Consider the following 17,902-nt stretch of genomic DNA (forward strand, 5'->3'; position numbering starts at 1 on the left):
CAACAACGAGCAATATAAAGCTTATTATTTATTCAATTCTGCCTCAATAGAAACTTTAATATTTTCTGTGATTTTATAGAACATAATGGTTGGAATCTTAATGTTAAAATCTTTCAAATCAATATTAAAATCACCACTAAAAATATATTTATCGTGTTTTCGTACAATATTTAAAAGAATGTTTTTCTTCTTTTGTACCCCATGTATGTTAAAGGTACCATTTACTTTAATTTCCGATTTTTCGGTAAAGTTGGTTTTGTCAAAGTTTTCTATGTTACCAATAAAAGTGGCTTTTGGGTATTTATCGCTTTCTAAATAGTTTTCGTTAAAATGCTCTTGCATCAACTTATTTTTAAAAACAAAATCAGTAATATTCATTAAACAGGCCAATTGTCCATTGCTCGTATCCAAAATAAGTTTAACCTTATTGTTTTCGGCTTTAATAGGTTCTAGATTAGATTTGGCAGCGTCAAACTTTACAAGGGCGTTGTTTGTTTTTACTTTTTGCTGTCCAAAAAAGACATTCGTTCCCATTAAAAATAAGAGAACGAATGAGGTTAGTATGTTTTTCATGTTATTGTAATTTACCATCTGTAATCCATTGATCGAACATGGCTCTTAAATCAGATGCAATCAGTCCTCTTTGTGGCATTGGGTTAGACACACTATTCATTCTCACCTGCATTCTGCCCGCTCTGTTACTCACTTGGTTAAACGTGGTTAAACTAAAGGGAGCACCGTTTCTTACTGGAGAACTGTGACATTCTAAACAATTGTTGTCTATAATGGTTTTAATATTGTTGGTGTAAGTAAGCCTTGTTTGCTGTTGATTGGTGTTGTCATCGCTACTGCTATCTGTATCAACATCTGCGTTGTTCTCAGTATTACTAGTTACGCTACTATTGTCAATGTCAGAAGTGCTATCATCAGAACAATTAGCCAAAGCAAGGCTTACAAATAAAATAAGGGCAAATTTTTTCATAATTATATGGAATATCGTTTAAGCTTAAGTTGCTTTTAACGACTCTTCATTACAATTAATGTAAACTAAATGATGAAAAACACGATATCAAGTATTTTATTCCTATTATTTTTGAGTCATACACAAGCTCAAAATTCTTTGTTAAATGAGTTAGAAAAAGAAAGCGATAAGGAACGAACAACAGTAACATCTACCTTTAAAAGTTATAAACTGGTGAATTTCGAGACTCCTAAGTTGGTGCCTAAAAATCATTTGAATTTTATTGTAGCGCATAGATTTGGTACTATAGAAAATGGAATAGAAGATTTATTTGGTTTAGATTTTGCCTCCACTAGATTACAATTCGTTTACGGTTTAACGGACAAAATAAATATTAGTTTTTCTAGAAGTAGGTTTGAAAGAACCTATGATTTTGGTTTGAAATACCACCTTATCAGCCAGAAAAAAAACGGATTTCCGCTTACCGTTGCAGGGTATCATATTGGAGCCATCAATACGCTGTTGGATAAAGAATTAGATGGTTTACCTGGTTTAAAATTTGAAAATAGGTTGAGAAGTGCCCATCAAATCATCATGGCTAGTAAAATAAATGAGAAGCTCTCCTTAGAATTGATTCCGACTGTATTACATGATGGATTGGTTGATAATGATGCTCAAGAAAATCTTCAATACGCTCTAGGTTTTGGTGGTAGATATTTACTTACCAAAAGAATGGGGATTATTGTAGATTATGGTTTACATTTAAACAGAGCTAGCAACAGTATTTATAACAACGTATTCTCCTTAGGGTGGGAAATTGAAACGGGTGGACACGTTTTTCAATTGCATTTTAGCAATGCGCAAGGAATGTTTGAAAACGCATTTATCAATCAAGCCACGGGAGATTGGTCTAAAGGAGATATTTTCTTCGGTTTCAACATCAACAGAACATTTAATTTTAGCAAAAAAAGATAGCCTTTTTCGTTCACTATGTTAAGATGTTTTTTTACGAACTAAGAAACATAAAAAATAGTATCTTAAACTTTGGTAATGGAAACACCGTGGGGATAAATGTCAAATGCTATTAAAGTAATGGGAAGTTATCAGTAAGGAATTTCTAGGTGATATGGAAGCATGAAAATTAAAGATTCAACTAAAAATTAATACAGATTTAAATAAAAAATTAGAAAATGGACAATAGAGTTAAAGATTTTATGGAACTAGTAAAGGTTCGCAACGGTGATGAACCAGAGTTTTTACAGGCAGTTCAAGAGGTTGCGGAAACGGTAATACCTTACGTGTGCAAAAATGATATTTATTTCGGAAAAAATATCCTTTTAAGAATGGTAGAGCCAGAAAGACTAGTTTCATTTAGAGTATGTTGGGTAGATGATGACGGAGAAATTCAAATTAATAGAGGTTACAGAGTTCAAATGAATTCTGCCATCGGTCCTTATAAAGGAGGATTGAGATTTCATCCTACAGTAAATCAAAGTGTTTTAAAGTTCTTAGCTTTTGAACAAGTATTTAAAAATGCGCTAACCACATTGCCAATGGGAGGTGGAAAAGGGGGTTCTGATTTTGATCCAAAGGGAAAGTCGGATGATGAAATTATGCGTTTCTGTCATGCTTTTATGAGTGAGTTGTTCCGTCATATTGGTCATGATACAGACGTGCCTGCTGGAGATATTGGAGTGGGTGCGAGAGAAGTAGGTTTCTTGTTTGGGATGTATAAAAAACTAAAAAACGAGTTTACAGGAGTTTTAACTGGTAAAGGATTGTCTTGGGGAGGATCTCAAATTAGACCCGAAGCAACAGGGTATGGAGCGGTGTATTTTGCAATTTCTATGTTAAAAACAAAGAACGAAAGCCTTAAAGATAAAACTGTATTAGTGTCTGGATCTGGGAATGTAGCTCAATATGCAGCAGAGAAATGTATTCAATCGGGAGCTAAAGTTCTTACGTTGTCAGATTCCTCAGGTTATATTTATGATAAAGATGGAATTACTCAAGAGAAATTAGATTTTGTTAAAGAACTTAAAAACGTAAAAAGAGGAAGAATATCAGAATATGCAGAGCAGTACAAATCTGCTACGTATCACGAGGATAAAAAGCCTTGGTCAGAAAAATGTGATATCGCTTTCCCATGTGCTACTCAAAACGAATTGGACAAGGATGCTGCCTTAACTTTGATTAAAAACGGTTGTATTGCTGTAAGCGAGGGAGCAAATATGCCATGTAATACTGAGGCTGTGTACGAATTTCATCAAGCAAAAATATTATTTGCTCCAGGGAAAGCATCAAACGCAGGTGGTGTTGCAACTTCTGGTTTAGAAATGACCCAAAATGCTTTGAGATTTAATTGGACGAGAGAAGAAGTGGATAAAAAATTAAAAGAAATCATGGAAGATATTCATGAATCTTGCGAAAAATACGGAACGGAAGAGGATGGTTACATCAACTATGTAAAAGGAGCTAATGTTGCAGGTTTTGTAAAAGTTGCTGATGCCATGTTAGCGCAAGGGGTTATTTAATTTTTCCAAAATATATTTATACAAAGCGCTATCTATTTAGGTAGCGCTTTTTTATTTTTGGTAGAAGCTATTTAACTAATTTGGAAGACACTATTACAATCGATACTCGAAAAATAATCCATGTAGATATGGATGCTTTTTTTGCTTCTGTAGCTCAATTGGACAACCCAGAACTTAGAGGGAAAGCTATTGCTGTTGGCGGAGATGGTAGTAGAGGAGTGATTGCAGCGGCTAGTTATGAGGCCAGAAAGTTTGGTGTAAAATCTGCCATGTCAAGTTCTTTGGCAAAAAAACTTTGTCCCCATTTAATTTTTGTGAAGTCCAATTTTGAAAGATATAGAGAAATTTCCCAACAGGTAAGAGAGATTTTTTATAGTTATACGGATTTGGTTGAACCTTTGTCTTTAGATGAAGCCTACTTGGATGTAACGGAGAATAAAAAAAAGATGACATCGGCTAGTAAAATGGCTAGATTGATTAGAGAAGAAATTCTAGAAAAGACAGGATTGAACGCATCGGCTGGAATTGCTCCCAACAAATTTGTGGCCAAAATAGCTTCGGATATTAATAAGCCTAATGGCCAAAAAACAATTATGCCTGATGAGGTAGTTCCTTTTTTGGAGCAATTGCAGATTAGAAAATTTTACGGGGTGGGCAAAGTAACTACTCAAAAAATGTATCAGCTAGGAATTTTTACAGGAGCCGATTTAAAAAGTAAAGATTTGGCTTTTTTAGAAAAACACTTTAAAAGTTCTGCAAAGCATTATTATAATATTGTAAGAGGAATTCACAATAGTCCAGTAAAACCTACCCGGACAAGGAAGTCTGTCGGTACGGAGCACACGTATTTGCAAAATTTGACTTCGGAAGTTTTTGTTTTAGAAAAATTGGAAAGCATTTGTTTGGAAATAGAAAAAAGACTGGCTAAAAATAACGTGAAAGGGAAAACGGTTACCTTAAAAATAAAGTATAGCGATTTTACACAAACGACAAGAAGCAAAACGATAAATCACTACATACATTCAAAATCGGAAATATTACCTATTGTAGAACAGCTATTATTTCAGCAAAAACTAGAAAACTCTGTTCGACTATTGGGGGTCTCCATCTCTAATTTAAACAATGAAGAGCCTAAAAATATAAAACAATATATTCAACTAAAATTGGATATTTAATACATGGATAAAGAAAAAATAAAACAAGCTTGTTTACAAGTTGTCAATAAAAAATTAGAAGACATTCAAGTAGCTATCAATAATTATAAAACGGATTTGAATTCTGAGACCAAAAGCTCTGCTGGGGATAAACACGAAACAGGTCGTGCCATGCTACAGTTAGAAATGGAAAAATTGGGGCAGCAATATCAAACGGTATTATCTCAAAAAAACTTACTGAATAAAGTAATTATCGGTTTTTCAAAGTCGGTGGCTGTGGGTAGTTTGGTCAAAGTAAATAACCATTATTACTTCTTAGCAACCTCTATAGGCCAGCTAATAATCGATAAAACCAAAGTGATGGTGGTCTCTGTAAATTCCCCTATCGGAAAACAGTTATTAGGTAAAAAAGTAAATGATGACTTTGTGTTTAATCAGCAAAAATTTAAAGTTCAAGAAGTAATCTAAAAAGGATGAAGATTCAAATGGATTCCTGTCTTTTTATTTTTTTGGTCTTCTTCGTTGAGGTTTCTTATATTTTTTAGCAATCTCCCTTCTGTAGCTACCTCCTAGGTTTACTTTGCTATTTTTTTCAGATTTTTCGTGAAAAGCAGGTCCAGGAGCAAATTCTTTGGAACCCAGTTTTTGGTAGGGGGTAATATCTTCTTTTTCAACTTCTTCTTCCAGTAATCTACTTTCTATATACACATCATCAGGCATCCCGTATTTTGGAATTTCGTAATCCATCAATGTTTCTATTTCTGCAACTATCTCCGCATCTCTATTGGTAACAAACGAAATAGCAAAACCTTCGTTTTCTGCTCTACCCGTTCTACCTATTCTGTGCATATAAGCCTCTGCTTCCTTAGGTAAATCAAAGTTGATCACATGAGTAACTCCTGGAATATCCATTCCTCTAGATAGTACATCTGTAGTGATTAGAACTCGATGTTTACCAGCTTTAAAATTTTCTACAGAGCGCAAACGATAATTTTGAGTTTTATTAGAATGTATCAACGCAAAATTCTCTTCGGGATACTCTGCCATTCCTTGGATTTCGTTAAACACCAAATCGGCTAAATATTTATGCTTGATAAAAACCAAAACACGAGACATCTCTTCATCTTCCTGCAAAAGATGATTTAGTAAGTTTATTTTGGTATAAAAGTTAGGAACCTCAAAAGCCATTTGTTCAATATTCTCCAACCTTGTACCGGATGCCGCTGCTTCTACGTTAATGGGGTTGTTAAAAAAATTGTTGATGAGTTCATTTACTTCATCTGTCATGGTTGCAGAAAATAAAATAGTCTGCTTTTTTTTAGGCACCAAGTCGATAATATCTACTAGTTGAAGTCTAAACCCCAAATTAAAAATTTCATCAACCTCATCAATTACCAACTTTTGAATGGCTTTTAACTTTAAAGCTCCAGCCATTCCCAAATCGATCACACGTCTGGGTGTAGATACAAGAATATCTAAACCGTTAAAAATCATTTCTTTCTGTTTGTTGATGTTGGCTCCTCCATAAATACCACCGTAGCGAATATTAATATAAGGAGTTAATTTGTCTAAAGCATCTAACACCTGCACTACTAATTCCCTTGTAGGAACCACAATTAAAACTCTAGGATGTTTTTGCTCAGAATAAGGAAGCATGCGCAAAATAGGCATTAAATAGGCAAAAGTTTTACCTGTACCCGTTTGAGCAATACCCACAACATCTCTACCAGACATAATACAAGAAAAAGCTTGCTCCTGTATTTTTGTAGGTTCCGTATAGCCCAAATCATTTATGGCGTTACGAAGTTGATTGTTTAGGTTTAAATTTTCAAAAGACATAAGTTCCTAGTTTTCTTGCTGCAAAGATAGGTAAAACAACGTGCAAGGAACTAGTTAATATTGGAATCCTTATTTTTCTTTCTTCCAATTTTTATTTAATTCATCTTGAAGTTTTCTATTTACTTCTTGGAATCGTTTTAGAGAAGATTTTTTATGATTTTCATATTCTAATTCCAAGGCTTTCACATCAGAAACAGCTTTTTTGGTGTTTGATATATTTTGTCTGTATTTAAAAGCAAAAAATATCGTTAAAGTGATTAAAATAAGATACGTAAGAACAATAATAGATGAAAAAACAGATTTTTCAACACTCATTCCAAAAATAGATCTACTATCTTTTAAAGAAATAGAGTCTTTAAGTTCTTTTTTAGTGTCTATTAGCTCCTGCTTTAAGTTTTTCAACTCATTGTTATTACGGTTGATGATATTGTTTTTTTCTTCCACCAATTTAATCTGAGCATTTAAAGAATCTACAACATTACTCTTTAACTGATTGTACTTAACCATAGAGATTACTTTGTATTCTTGATAAGTGCTTGATTTTCTGTATAGTTCCTCGAACTGTTGAGACAAAGAAAACTGACTATCGTCTGTAGAATTATCTTGTGCTTGAGAAAAAGAAAAACTGATAAAGACGAATAGAAAAATTAATTTTTTCATAAAAAAGTAAGGTATAGTGATCGTTGTTGTCTGAATATAACAAAAATAACAAAATCATTTAAACATATTATAGATTAGCAACTTTTACTACGATGTTAGTTTTAGTTTACTTTACTATATTTACTTTTGTAAATCTTAAGAACACAATATATGAATTACGGAAAAGAATTTGAAAAATACGCTACCAAACATCACGGTATTAGTAGCACTCATTACGATAAAATAGTTAGTTCTGTAACTCCATACATTATGGAAGAACGTCAGTTGAACATTACTCAAATGGACGTTTTTTCTAGATTAATGATGGATAGAATTATTTTTCTAGGAACAGGAATTAACGATCAGGTGGCAAACATTATCCAAGCACAACTGTTGTTTTTAGAATCGGTAGATGCTAATAAAGATATATCTATTTACATCAACTCTCCAGGAGGAGGTGTATACGCTGGTTTAGGAATATATGACACGATGCAATTTATCAAACCAGATGTAGCTACCATTTGTACAGGTATGGCTGCAAGTATGGGGGCTGTGTTGATGTGTGCAGGAGCAGAAGGAAAAAGATCTGCCTTACCACACTCACGTGTGATGATTCACCAACCTTTAGGAGGGGCACAAGGACAGGCTACGGATATGGAAATAACAGTGAGAGAAATTAACAAGTTAAAGAAAGAACTTTACACGATTATTTCTAGCCACTCAGGACAACCGTTTGATAAAGTAGCACAAGATTCTGATAGAGATTACTGGATGAAAGCCGAAGAGGCTAAAGCTTACGGGATGGTTGATGAAATTTTATCAAGAAACAAGTAGTTAGGTTAAGGCAGTTATAGATAAAATTAAAAGATAAGAAATGTCAAAAGAAGGAATGGAATGCTCTTTTTGTGGGCGTAAGAAGGAAGAAACAAACTTACTTATAGCTGGAGTAGATGCACATATATGTGATAGTTGTGTGTCTCAAGCTCATGGAATTTTATCAGAAGAAATTGCAGGTGATGATACAGATAAGAACTCAGATTTAGAGGTTAAAAAACCTAAAGAAATCAAAGCGTTTTTAGATCAATATATTATAGGTCAAGATCAAACTAAAAGAACGATGGCTGTAGCGGTTTACAATCACTACAAAAGATTAACTCAGCCAAATACACTTGAAGAAGAAGTAGAGATAGAAAAAAGTAATATGATTTTGGTGGGTGATACTGGAACAGGTAAAACTTTAATTGCCAAAACCATTGCAAAAATGTTAAATGTGCCTTTTTCTATTGTTGATGCTACAGTGCTAACTCAAGCAGGGTATGTTGGTGAAGATGTAGAGAGTATATTAAGTAGATTATTGCAAGCTGCTGATTATGATGTTGAAAGTGCTGAGAGAGGAATTGTTTTTATTGATGAAATAGATAAGATTGCTCGAAAAGGAGACAATCCATCTATTACAAGAGATGTTTCTGGAGAAGGTGTTCAGCAAGCTTTGCTAAAATTGTTAGAAGGGACTGTTGTAAACGTAGCTCCCAAAGGAGGACGTAAACATCCAGACCAAAAGTTTGTAGAAGTTAATACTAAAGATATATTGTTTATAGCAGGTGGAGCTTTTGCTGGAATTCAACGCAATATTAGCAAGCGTTTAAACAGGCAAGCAGTAGGTTTTGGAGCTTCTTTATCGGAAGATAGAATAGATGAAAAGAACTTGCTAAAATACATCATCCCTACAGATTTAAAAAACTTTGGGTTGATTCCAGAAATTATAGGTCGTTTACCCGTTTTAAGTTATATGAATCCTTTAGATAGAGAAACACTTAGAGCAATTCTAACAGAGCCAAAAAATTCGTTAATTAAACAGTACACTAAATTGTTTGAGATGGATGGTATTCAGTTTTCTATCAATAACGAAGCTTTGGATTATATTGTAAATCAAGCTCTAGAATATAAACTAGGGGCGAGAGGACTGAGATCTCTGTGCGAAGCTATTTTTACAGATGCTATGTTTGAAATGCCAAGTTCCGACGAAACATCTATAGAAGTAACTAAAGAGTATGCGGAAAGCAAATTGAGTAAGAATATGTTGAGACAGTTAAAAGCGGCTAGTTAGCGATATTATAACCGGTAGTATCCAAAAAACTGTGTAAACAGAAATTAGGCGGGGTTTTAAAACCCCGCCTAATTTTTTGATTAATTTTATAACACACAGTTTTATTATGGATGATTTAAAAAATCAATTTTTACAAAGTGGTCTATTAAAAGGCCTAAAAACAGAAGACGATTTAAGTAATTTATTGAATGAATTACACAGTGCCGCTTTAGAAGCTATGCTTCAAGGAGAGATGGATGCTCATTTGGGCTATCCCAAAAATGGTAAACGCAGCAACACTAATGCTCGCAATGGTAGCACTACAAAAAAAGTAAAGAACCGCTTCGGTCAAAGCGAGATTAAAGTTCCACGTGATCGCAATAGTGATTTTGAACCTGTTGTGGTTCCTAAACACAAAAGCACTTCACTGTCTATAGAAAATATCGTAATCTCGCTTTATGCAAAAGGTATGAGTGTTTCTGATATTGAAGATGAACTTTATCAAATTTATGGCTATAAGCTCTCCACATCATCTATATCTATCATCACAGACAGAATCAATCAAGAAGTATTAGAATGGCAAAACAAGCCTTTAGAGTCTGTTTATTGCGTAGTTTGGATGGATGGAATTGTATTTAAAGTTCGTCAAGGAGGAAAGGTTGTTAACAAAACTATTTACTTAGCCGTAGGGCTCAACAGAGAAGGCCACAAAGAACTATTAGGAATGTGGTTAGGAATGAATGAATCTGCCGCTTTTTGGCAAGGAGTACTTACTGATTTAAAGGCTAGAGGGGTTGAAGATATTTTGGTAACTGTTACCGATAATCTCAACGGATTCACACAATCCATTAAAAATGTGTTTCCAACAGCAGATACTCAAATCTGTGTGGTTCATCAAATTCGTAACAGTGCACGTTATGTGGTTTGGAAAGACAAAAAAGCTTTTACAGGAGACATGAAGCATATTTACAATGCTCCTAATAAAGAAATGGCTAAAGCCGAATTAGACCAGTTTGCTGAAAAATGGAATGATAAATATCCTTATGCAGTACAATCTTGGCGTAACAATTGGGAGGAACTTACCGTGTTCTTTGATTTCCCTTTAGAAATCAGAAAAATAATTTACACCACCAATCTAATTGAAAATCTTAATGGCAAAATTAGAAAATACACTAAAAACAAAATGAGCTTCCCAACAGACGATGCCTTGAAAAAATCAGTTTATTTATCTTTGATGCAAATTACTAAGAAATGGACCCAGCCAATTCACAATTGGGGACTAATTCTTAACCAGTTCTTAACTATATTTGAAAAAAGGGTTCAGCTTTAAAAAAGTTAAACCCCGTAGAATTTTTGTTTACACAAAATATTGGATACTGTCTTATAACCTAATTTCTTAAACACCTCATCAGTTTTCTGATGAGGTGTTTTGTTTAAAATCTTTTACCGATACTAATACCTGCTCTAACGATAATTTCATCCGATGATACATCAACTCGAATTCCGTTTATTTCTTCTTCTACCTCTAGTATGTTTCTACCTACACCAAGGAAAATTTCACCAATAATGCCTTTTTTGGTTACCCATTTTCCACCAATTGCGATACCTGGAGAAAAAGTTTCAGCATCAAGCTTTTTGTTATCATTATTGCCATTACTAAAATCAAAAAAGTATAAATCACACTCTTTTTTTGCATATTGAGCAAACAGTTCGACAAAAAAACCTTGATTGAATTTAGTACTAAAATAGTTTCTATAATAACCAGTTAATTCATACTTGCTATCACTGTTGTCATCACTTAATAAATAATTAAATCCTACACCAAGAGAGGTGTCGTCGTTTAGGATTTTTTCATATGTTAGGTCAAGCCCTACAAAGAGAATCAAATTAAGAGAATTTAGTTTGATTTCATTTTTAGGAAACTGATTGCTTTCAGTTTCTTGGGCATTTAATAATGTGGGTAATATTAAAAAAAGCGATAAAAATAATTTTTTTCATAATTTTTTTAGCGAAAATATAAATTTTTAAATTGATATTTTGTTTAAGTAGTCTTATTATGACACCTAATGAATCAATCACTATCTTTGTTTAAAATATTTTGAGAATTGATATCAAGAGAAACCATAGATCGTGTTTTTGAAACTGCTAGAGTTGAAGAGGTTATAGGAGAATTTGTTGCCTTAAAAAAATCTGGAAGTAGTTTTAAAGGGTTGAGTCCTTTTGTAGACGAAAAAACTCCGTCTTTTATGGTGTCTCCTGTTAAAGGAATCTGGAAAGATTTTAGTACGGGTAAAGGAGGAAATGCAGTTTCTTTTTTAATGGAGCACGAACATTTTTCGTATCCAGAAGCTATTAGGTATTTAGCAGATAAGTACAATATTGTTATTGAGGAAACAGAGCAGACCGATGAGCAAAAAGAAGCTGCTGACGAAAGAGAAAGCATGTATTTGGTTTCTAAATACGCTCAAGACTACTTTCACAAAACCATGTTAAATACCCAAAAAGGAAAAGCCATTGGGTTGAGCTATTTTAAAGAACGTGGTTTTAGCAATGAAATGATTGAAACTTTTCACTTAGGTTACTGCTTAGACGATTGGACTGCATTTACAGATGAGGCCTTAAATAAAGGATACGATTTAGAATATTTGGAAAGTACTGGACTTACCATTGTAAAAGAGGGAGGAAAGCAGTTTGACAGATTTAAGGGACGCGTAATGTTTCCTATTCATAGCATGGGGGGACGTGTGTTGGGTTTTGGAGGTAGAATTTTAACCAACGATAAAAAGGCAGCCAAATATTTAAACTCGCCAGAAAGCAAAATATACCATAAGAGTAGTGTATTGTATGGTTTGTATCAATCAAAAAAAACAATATCCAAAGATGATAATTGTTATTTAGTAGAAGGTTATACGGATGTTATTTCTTTGTTTCAAAAAGGCATTACCAATGTGGTAGCTTCATCAGGTACGGCCTTAACACCAGATCAAATTCGGCTAGTGAAAAGGTTGACTCCCAATATGACAGTTCTCTTTGACGGTGATGCAGCAGGTTTGAGGGCCTCGGTAAGAGGGATTGACCTTATTTTGGAACAGGGTATGAATGTAAAAGTAGTTACTTTTCCTGATGGAGAAGATCCTGATTCTTTTGCTAAGAAAAAAACAACCCAAGAGTTAAAAAATCATTTAGAAAATAATCAACAAGATTTTATCAGTTTTAAAGTTTCTTTATTATTAGAAGAGGCTAAAAACGACCCTATAAAAAAGGCAGGTTTGATAAGAGATATTGTGTTGAGTATCTCTAAAATACCAGATAGCATTAAGCAAGAAGTTTATATACAGGAATGTGCCCGTATGATGGATATTTCCGAAACAGTTTTGTTTAACGAGTTGGCTCAAATGCTTGATAGAAAAGCAAGGGAAGCAGATAAAAAGTCCAATACTCATCATAATAACGGAGGGATGAGAATAGCCTCATCTAATACACAACGAGAAACTAAACCTGTTGCAAAGTCATCGCAAGGAGATATGCCAGACGATGATGCTTATAATGAAATGATGCTTGCGCAAGAAGGGATTTCGCAACAAGTAGTAACTAGTCCCGTAGTAAAAAGCACCAATAAAATTAACGCTCTAGATTTGTACGAAAGAGAAATTGTTAAAATTTTGCTATTGTACGGTAATCACGAAGTAAATTTTATTGACTGGGTAGAAGAACACGATGATAAAGGCAAGGTGGTGATGGTAAAAGAGGAGTATGCAAACACGGTAGCTCACGAATTGTATTTGCAGTTGCAGGATGATGAAATTGAGTTTTCCAATCCGTTGTTTCAAAAAATATTTAGAGAATTAAGTCATCAGTTAAATCAAGAAGAAAAGTTACTTTTGGATAGATTGACAAGTCATGAGGATCAAGAAATCGCTTCAGAAGTTACTAGTATTTTAATGGATGATGAACATCATGTGCTTAGTGACTGGGAGTCTAAAGAAATTGAGGTCACTAAAAAAACAGATGTATTGCAAAAATTAGTTCAAGATGCAATTTTAAATATCAGAAGGGTTTTAATTGAACAAAAAGTAAAAGAATTAATGACCGAAGTTTCTATCGAAGAAAAAAGGATAGAAGCTTTGCAGGAAGTAATGAGTTATACGCAGTTAAAAGCTTTGTTGTTTGAGAAATTACACAGAGTTCTTTAACATAAAATTATAATCACATGGTGAATTTAGAAACCTTTAAATATGAGCTTTTATTTAGCGCAATAATTTTTCTATTGATAGTAATTATTATCAGTAGTATTAAAAGAGCAGTGAACAAATTTAGTTTTGTAAAAGCAATTGATGCCAACAGAAGAAAAATTATTTTTATTCTTACCTATTTGGTTGTGTACATTGTTTTTGGAGCTTTGCTTGCAGTAATATGGGGGGTGGATTTTAATAAAATTTCAATTTTCATATCATCTGTGTTGGCAGTGCTTGGAGTTGGATTTTTTGCGCAGTGGTCTTTGTTATCGAACTTAACGGCTAGTGCTATTTTATTCTTTAATCATCCAGTAAGAATTGGGAGTAGAATTAGAATTTTAGATAAAGATTTTGAGTTGACAGGTGAGGTAAAGGATATTACAGGGTTCTATTTTTTTATCAAAACAGATCAAGGTCAGTTAATTACCTTTCCGAACTCCTTAATTATGCAAAAAGGAATTGAAATATTAAGTACGGAGGAAAAAGTCTAACCAAAGATTGTATGAAATTAGAAAACCCACGTTTCTCAGTAATTATAACTCTTTACAACAAGGAGAATTATATTAAAGAAACTGTGTTAAGTGTTTGCAATCAAGATTTTAAAGATTTTGAAGTTATCATCATTAATGACGGTTCTACAGACAATTCCACAAATGAGGTCTCCACAATTAAAGACGATAGAATTACGCTTTTCAATATAGAGAACAAAGGGGTTTCTTACGCACGAAACTACGGTGCTAGTAAAGCCTGTAGCGAATATTTAGTTTTTCTAGATGGAGACGACTTGTGGAAAAAAAATCATTTATCAAGTATTGATACTTCAATAAAAAAATTCCCCAAACTATCGATATATACTACTAAGAGTCATCTGCTAAGCAAAGGAAAAACAAAACTCAAGGACTACTCAGTTGATGACAAAGAGATATTAAAGGTTGATTACTTTGAGTCGAGTTTAAAAAGCTCCATACTGCATAGTTCATCATTGGCTGTTAAAAAAGAAGTCTTTTTAAAAGAAGGAGGTTTTGATACTAAATACTCTAACTATGAGGATATCGAATTTTGGTTCAGGCTTGGGTTAAAATATAAAATTGCTTTAAATAGCTTAAATACAGTATTTATTAAAGTAGTTGATAATAGCCTCTCTAGAAAAAAAATTGATTTAAAGAAGTGTTACCTATTTGAAGATTATGATAGTTTTGATTCTAAAAGTAGTTACTTCAATCAAGTTTTAGACAGGAATCGATTATCCATTATGTTGATATGTAAAGAATACAACAATGATGAGTTGTATAAAAAATTACGTAGTAAAATATCTTTAAATAATTTACCTTTCAAAGATTTGATTAAGCTTTACATGCCTATTTATATAACTAAAAGAATAAAGATTTAATAAAGAATATTCTTGATGACTCCTGTCCACTGTTCTTTTATACGCTCATAGCTTAAATGGTTAACGCTCTCGGAAGCGTTTTCGCGACACAATTTTAATAATTTTCTATTTCCAATCATTTTATCAAGCGCGTTGATAAATTCGTTGAGTTCTTTCTTTACTATCAAACCGTTATGCTCATGTACAATAACCTCTTTGGGACCAGATTTGCAGTCCACCGACACTACTGGAGTTCCAACAGACAAAGACTCTATAACAGACATTGGGAAACCCTCGTAGTTACTTGTAAGTACAGAAAAAAGAGCTTTTTTCACATAGCTAATGGGGTTCGATTGGTAAGGTTTGAATACAATTAGCTCTTCTAGTTTTAATTGAGATACCAATTGAACATAACTGTTCTTATCAGGCCCATCCCCAAGTATTAATAATTTTATGTTTTGTTTAGGTAAAATTGATTTATGGTAAGCGTTGATTAAGAAACTCAAATTTTTAGAATGCTCCTCTAACCTACCAAAGTATATAATGTAACTTTCAAGCTCAACAGAATCGTTTTCTAAAGAGTCTTTTTTGGGTAAGGCATTATATATGGTGGTAATATTGCTAAGGCGATAAGTAGTACTTATGTTTTTTTCAATTTCTTTTGAAACAGATACAATTTTATTGGAAGTGGCATATAATAACTTTACTATATGCGTGTTCTTTGGAAATGACTTTAACAAGTTGTTACTGTGAACGATAAAAACAGTTTTGTAATGATTAAAAACTAAATATTTAAGTAAGAGTTCTCTAACCAGATGGTTACGAGATCGATGATCTATAATTAGAGAAATTTGATGTTGCTTAAGAAAGGAACGTAAAACTTTTAGTTTATGGAGTCTTAGTGGTAGAACTGAGCCACTTTTTTTTACCATCCCCAAATTCAGTAGTGTACCCTCGTATTGGTATTGAATATCATCAAGAATAGAAACAACAAATACTCCATAGCCTATTTCTTTTAACATTTTAGATTGAATAGCAGCAACCTTTTCTGCACCGCCACTTCCTAAAGATGAGGTAATAATGCAAATATTTTTAGTTTGTTGATTCACCTTTAAAATATAATTTAAAATAGTTGTGCAATTTTAAAAAAAATGACATCTTAGTTCAAAACAGTCCCTTGAGCACTGAAGCAAAGAAAACAAAAATAGTATATAAATCCATTCAAATAGTATCATTTGATGTTCCTTATCCCGCAAATTATGGAGGGGTCATAGACGTGTTGTACAAACTCAAGGCTTTGAGCGATTTAGAAGTAGATATTACATTACACACTTTTGAATATGGGAGAGGAGAACAACCCGTTTTGGAGCAGTATTGTACTGAGGTTTATTATTATCCAAGGAATAGTTTTAATTCTTCCTTTTTTTCTACGAAACCATACATTGTCAAATCTAGAGACAACGAATTGTTGACCAAAAGACTTCAACAAAAAGGAGGAACTATTATTTTTGAGGGGTTACACACAACGGAATCTTTACCAAGTTTAAGTAATTGTTGTACAGTAGTTAGAGTACATAATATTGAGCATAATTATTACAAAGGTTTGTATAAATCAGAGTCAAACACATTTAAAAAACTCTTTTATTTAATCGAATCTTTTAAGTTGAAAAAATATGAGTCTGTATTAAATTTAGCAACTCACATTTTGTCGATATCTCCTTTAGAACAGCAGTATTTCAATCAAAAATATCAAGATAAGTCTACTTATATTCCAGTCTTTACAGAGATGAATTTTACTCCTTTTGAAAAAGAAGAAAACTTTATTTTATGGCACGGAGACTTAAGAGTTTCAGACAACGTAAAGTCAGCTTTGATGGCTGTTGAAGTTGTGAAAAATACTTCCTATAGGCTAATTATAGCAAGCAGTAGAAGAAGTAAAATCATAGAAAGTGCAATAAAAGATTTATCCAATGTAAAAATGAATTACTTAGAGAAACCAAATTCGCTAGCGCATTTGTTTGCTAAAACAAAGGTTAATTTATTATTTACTTATCAAGCTACAGGAATAAAATTAAAACTATTAAATGCATTGGTTAAAAGTAGATTTGTTATTGCAAATACTTTAATGGTTAAGCAAACAGGTTTAGAAAACACTTGTAGTGTGTGCGACACAGTTGGGCAAGTGAGAAACGAGTTAGCAGTTTTAATGAAAGTCAAATTTACAGAAGAATTGCGCAACCAACGAAAAGAAGCATTAGCGGATTTTGATACGCATGTAAATGCCAAAAAAATTATGGAGTTGTGCGCTACATAGTTTTTTGATGCACCACTTCAAAAATTTCTCCATTTTCAACCTTAAAAGTGCGTTGCGGGTACTTTAAAATAAGAGAATAATCATGTGTAGCCATTAATATGGTTTTGCCACTTTGATGAATTTCATTAAGCAATTCCATAACTTCCATAGAAGTTTTAGGATCCAAATTTCCTGTAGGTTCGTCAGCAATAATCAAATCGGGGTCATTTAAAAGGGCTCTTGCAATCGCAATTCTTTGTTGCTCTCCTCCAGATATTTGAAACGGCATTTTATAGCCTTTTTCTTGCAACCCTACTTTGCTTAAAACTTCGTTTATTTTGACTTCCATTTTCTTTTTGTCTTTCCAGCCAGTCGCTTTTAAAACAAAAAGTAAATTGTCATAAATATTACGATCGTTCAACAGTTTAAAATCTTGAAAAACAATCCCAATTTTTCGTCTTAAAAAAGGAATATGTTTTTCTTTTAAGCTAGGTAAATCATAACCCACTACTTCGCCAATACCGTTGTTAAGAGGCAAATCACCATAAAGAATTTTTAGTAAACTACTTTTTCCGCTACCTGTTTTTCCAATTAAATAAAAGAATTCTCCAGCGTTCAATTCAAAATCAACATTTTTTAAAATTAAAATATTGTCTTGAAATATGTTGGCATCTTTTAATTGTAAAACAGTTTGAGACATGAGTTAAATAGTTTTTACAAACATATTTAAAAATAGGGGAATCATAAAATAATCAAGCTACTAACAATTAGCGTTTTGTTCTTTAAATAAAT

General features: G+C 33.0%; 18 protein-coding genes. 11 read left to right on the forward strand and 7 right to left on the reverse strand.

What is annotated here, in order from left to right; all coding sequences use genetic code 11:
* Window positions 1-24 precede the first annotated feature (24 nt).
* A complete protein-coding gene (locus tag ACXGQW_RS07375) occupies window positions 25-573 on the reverse strand; it encodes a YceI family protein (RefSeq protein ID WP_457821534.1) in 549 nt (182 codons plus the stop codon).
* 1 nt (window position 574) lies between these two features.
* Entirely contained in the window at window positions 575-982 is a 408-nt protein-coding gene (locus tag ACXGQW_RS07380; protein ID WP_457821536.1) for a hypothetical protein, read from the reverse strand.
* A 69-nt stretch (window positions 983-1,051) separates the two neighbouring features.
* Between ACXGQW_RS07380 and ACXGQW_RS07385 the strand changes: the two genes are divergently transcribed.
* The 4 genes from ACXGQW_RS07385 (at window position 1,052) to ACXGQW_RS07400 (ending at window position 5,117) form a co-directional block, all read left to right on the forward strand.
* Window positions 1,052-1,936 carry a DUF5777 family beta-barrel protein gene (locus ACXGQW_RS07385; protein WP_457821538.1) on the forward strand — a complete coding sequence of 295 codons (885 nt, stop codon included), beginning with the start codon at window positions 1,052-1,054 and terminating at the stop codon, window positions 1,934-1,936.
* A gap of 215 nt (window positions 1,937-2,151) precedes the next feature.
* Window positions 2,152-3,495, forward strand: a complete 1,344-nt coding sequence (gene gdhA / locus ACXGQW_RS07390) for an NADP-specific glutamate dehydrogenase (RefSeq protein ID WP_457821540.1) — start codon at window positions 2,152-2,154, stop codon at window positions 3,493-3,495.
* An 80-nt stretch (window positions 3,496-3,575) separates the two neighbouring features.
* The gene (gene dinB / locus ACXGQW_RS07395; RefSeq protein ID WP_457821542.1) at window positions 3,576-4,670 is read left to right on the forward strand and encodes a DNA polymerase IV; all 1,095 of its coding nucleotides are present in this window, start codon (window positions 3,576-3,578) and stop codon (window positions 4,668-4,670) included.
* 3 nt (window positions 4,671-4,673) lie between these two features.
* Window positions 4,674-5,117 (forward strand): GreA/GreB family elongation factor, encoded by a 444-nt coding sequence (locus ACXGQW_RS07400; protein ID WP_457821544.1) that lies wholly within the window; start codon window positions 4,674-4,676, stop codon window positions 5,115-5,117.
* Between the two features lie 33 nt (window positions 5,118-5,150).
* On the opposite strand, the gene ACXGQW_RS07405 is transcribed toward ACXGQW_RS07400, so the two are convergent.
* Together ACXGQW_RS07405 and ACXGQW_RS07410 are read right to left on the reverse strand one after the other, a co-directional pair.
* Window positions 5,151-6,488, reverse strand: coding sequence for a DEAD/DEAH box helicase (locus ACXGQW_RS07405; RefSeq protein ID WP_457821546.1), 1,338 nt, complete (start codon window positions 6,486-6,488; stop codon window positions 5,151-5,153).
* A 69-nt stretch (window positions 6,489-6,557) separates the two neighbouring features.
* Entirely contained in the window at window positions 6,558-7,148 is a 591-nt protein-coding gene (locus ACXGQW_RS07410; RefSeq protein WP_457821547.1) for a hypothetical protein, read from the reverse strand.
* A gap of 150 nt (window positions 7,149-7,298) precedes the next feature.
* Between ACXGQW_RS07410 and clpP the strand changes: the two genes are divergently transcribed.
* The 3 genes from clpP (at window position 7,299) to ACXGQW_RS07425 (ending at window position 10,543) form a co-directional block, all read left to right on the forward strand.
* Complete coding sequence (gene clpP / locus ACXGQW_RS07415) at window positions 7,299-7,961, forward strand: ATP-dependent Clp endopeptidase proteolytic subunit ClpP (RefSeq protein WP_457821549.1); 663 nt, start codon at window positions 7,299-7,301, stop codon at window positions 7,959-7,961.
* A 40-nt stretch (window positions 7,962-8,001) separates the two neighbouring features.
* Window positions 8,002-9,234 carry an ATP-dependent Clp protease ATP-binding subunit ClpX gene (clpX, locus tag ACXGQW_RS07420; protein ID WP_457821551.1) on the forward strand — a complete coding sequence of 411 codons (1,233 nt, stop codon included), beginning with the start codon at window positions 8,002-8,004 and terminating at the stop codon, window positions 9,232-9,234.
* Window positions 9,235-9,340: 106 nt separating this feature from the next.
* Window positions 9,341-10,543 carry an IS256 family transposase gene (locus ACXGQW_RS07425; protein ID WP_457821179.1) on the forward strand — a complete coding sequence of 401 codons (1,203 nt, stop codon included), beginning with the start codon at window positions 9,341-9,343 and terminating at the stop codon, window positions 10,541-10,543.
* A gap of 103 nt (window positions 10,544-10,646) precedes the next feature.
* Here the strand turns inward: ACXGQW_RS07425 and ACXGQW_RS07430 are convergent, their stop codons facing one another.
* Window positions 10,647-11,099, reverse strand: a complete 453-nt coding sequence (locus ACXGQW_RS07430; RefSeq protein WP_457821553.1) for a DUF3575 domain-containing protein — start codon at window positions 11,097-11,099, stop codon at window positions 10,647-10,649.
* A 219-nt stretch (window positions 11,100-11,318) separates the two neighbouring features.
* Here ACXGQW_RS07430 and dnaG point away from each other — a divergent pair, with 219 nt between their 5' ends.
* The 3 genes from dnaG to ACXGQW_RS07445 are packed head-to-tail and all read left to right on the forward strand — an operon-like array spanning window position 11,319 to window position 14,838.
* On the forward strand, window positions 11,319-13,406 hold the full coding sequence (dnaG, locus tag ACXGQW_RS07435; RefSeq protein WP_457821555.1) for a DNA primase: 2,088 nt from the start codon (window positions 11,319-11,321) through the stop codon (window positions 13,404-13,406).
* A 17-nt stretch (window positions 13,407-13,423) separates the two neighbouring features.
* Window positions 13,424-13,939 (forward strand): mechanosensitive ion channel domain-containing protein, encoded by a 516-nt coding sequence (locus ACXGQW_RS07440; RefSeq protein ID WP_457821557.1) that lies wholly within the window; start codon window positions 13,424-13,426, stop codon window positions 13,937-13,939.
* Between the two features lie 11 nt (window positions 13,940-13,950).
* Window positions 13,951-14,838 carry a glycosyltransferase family 2 protein gene (locus ACXGQW_RS07445; protein WP_457821559.1) on the forward strand — a complete coding sequence of 296 codons (888 nt, stop codon included), beginning with the start codon at window positions 13,951-13,953 and terminating at the stop codon, window positions 14,836-14,838.
* Here the strand turns inward: ACXGQW_RS07445 and ACXGQW_RS07450 are convergent.
* Window positions 14,835-15,926, reverse strand: coding sequence for a glycosyltransferase (locus tag ACXGQW_RS07450; RefSeq protein ID WP_457821561.1), 1,092 nt, complete (start codon window positions 15,924-15,926; stop codon window positions 14,835-14,837). The two genes, ACXGQW_RS07445 and ACXGQW_RS07450, sit on opposite strands and share 4 nt — an antisense overlap.
* 68 nt (window positions 15,927-15,994) lie before the next feature.
* Here ACXGQW_RS07450 and ACXGQW_RS07455 point away from each other — a divergent pair, with 68 nt between their 5' ends.
* Window positions 15,995-17,131 (forward strand): hypothetical protein, encoded by a 1,137-nt coding sequence (locus tag ACXGQW_RS07455; RefSeq protein ID WP_457821563.1) that lies wholly within the window; start codon window positions 15,995-15,997, stop codon window positions 17,129-17,131.
* Here ACXGQW_RS07455 and ACXGQW_RS07460 read toward each other — a convergent pair.
* Window positions 17,124-17,810: a cell division ATP-binding protein FtsE gene (locus ACXGQW_RS07460; protein ID WP_457821565.1), complete on the reverse strand. Its 687-nt coding sequence runs from the start codon at window positions 17,808-17,810 to the stop codon at window positions 17,124-17,126. The genes ACXGQW_RS07455 and ACXGQW_RS07460 overlap by 8 nt on opposite strands.
* Window positions 17,811-17,902: the final 92 nt, after the last annotated feature.

The sequence above is a fragment of the Wenyingzhuangia sp. IMCC45533 genome, assembly GCF_054111225.1.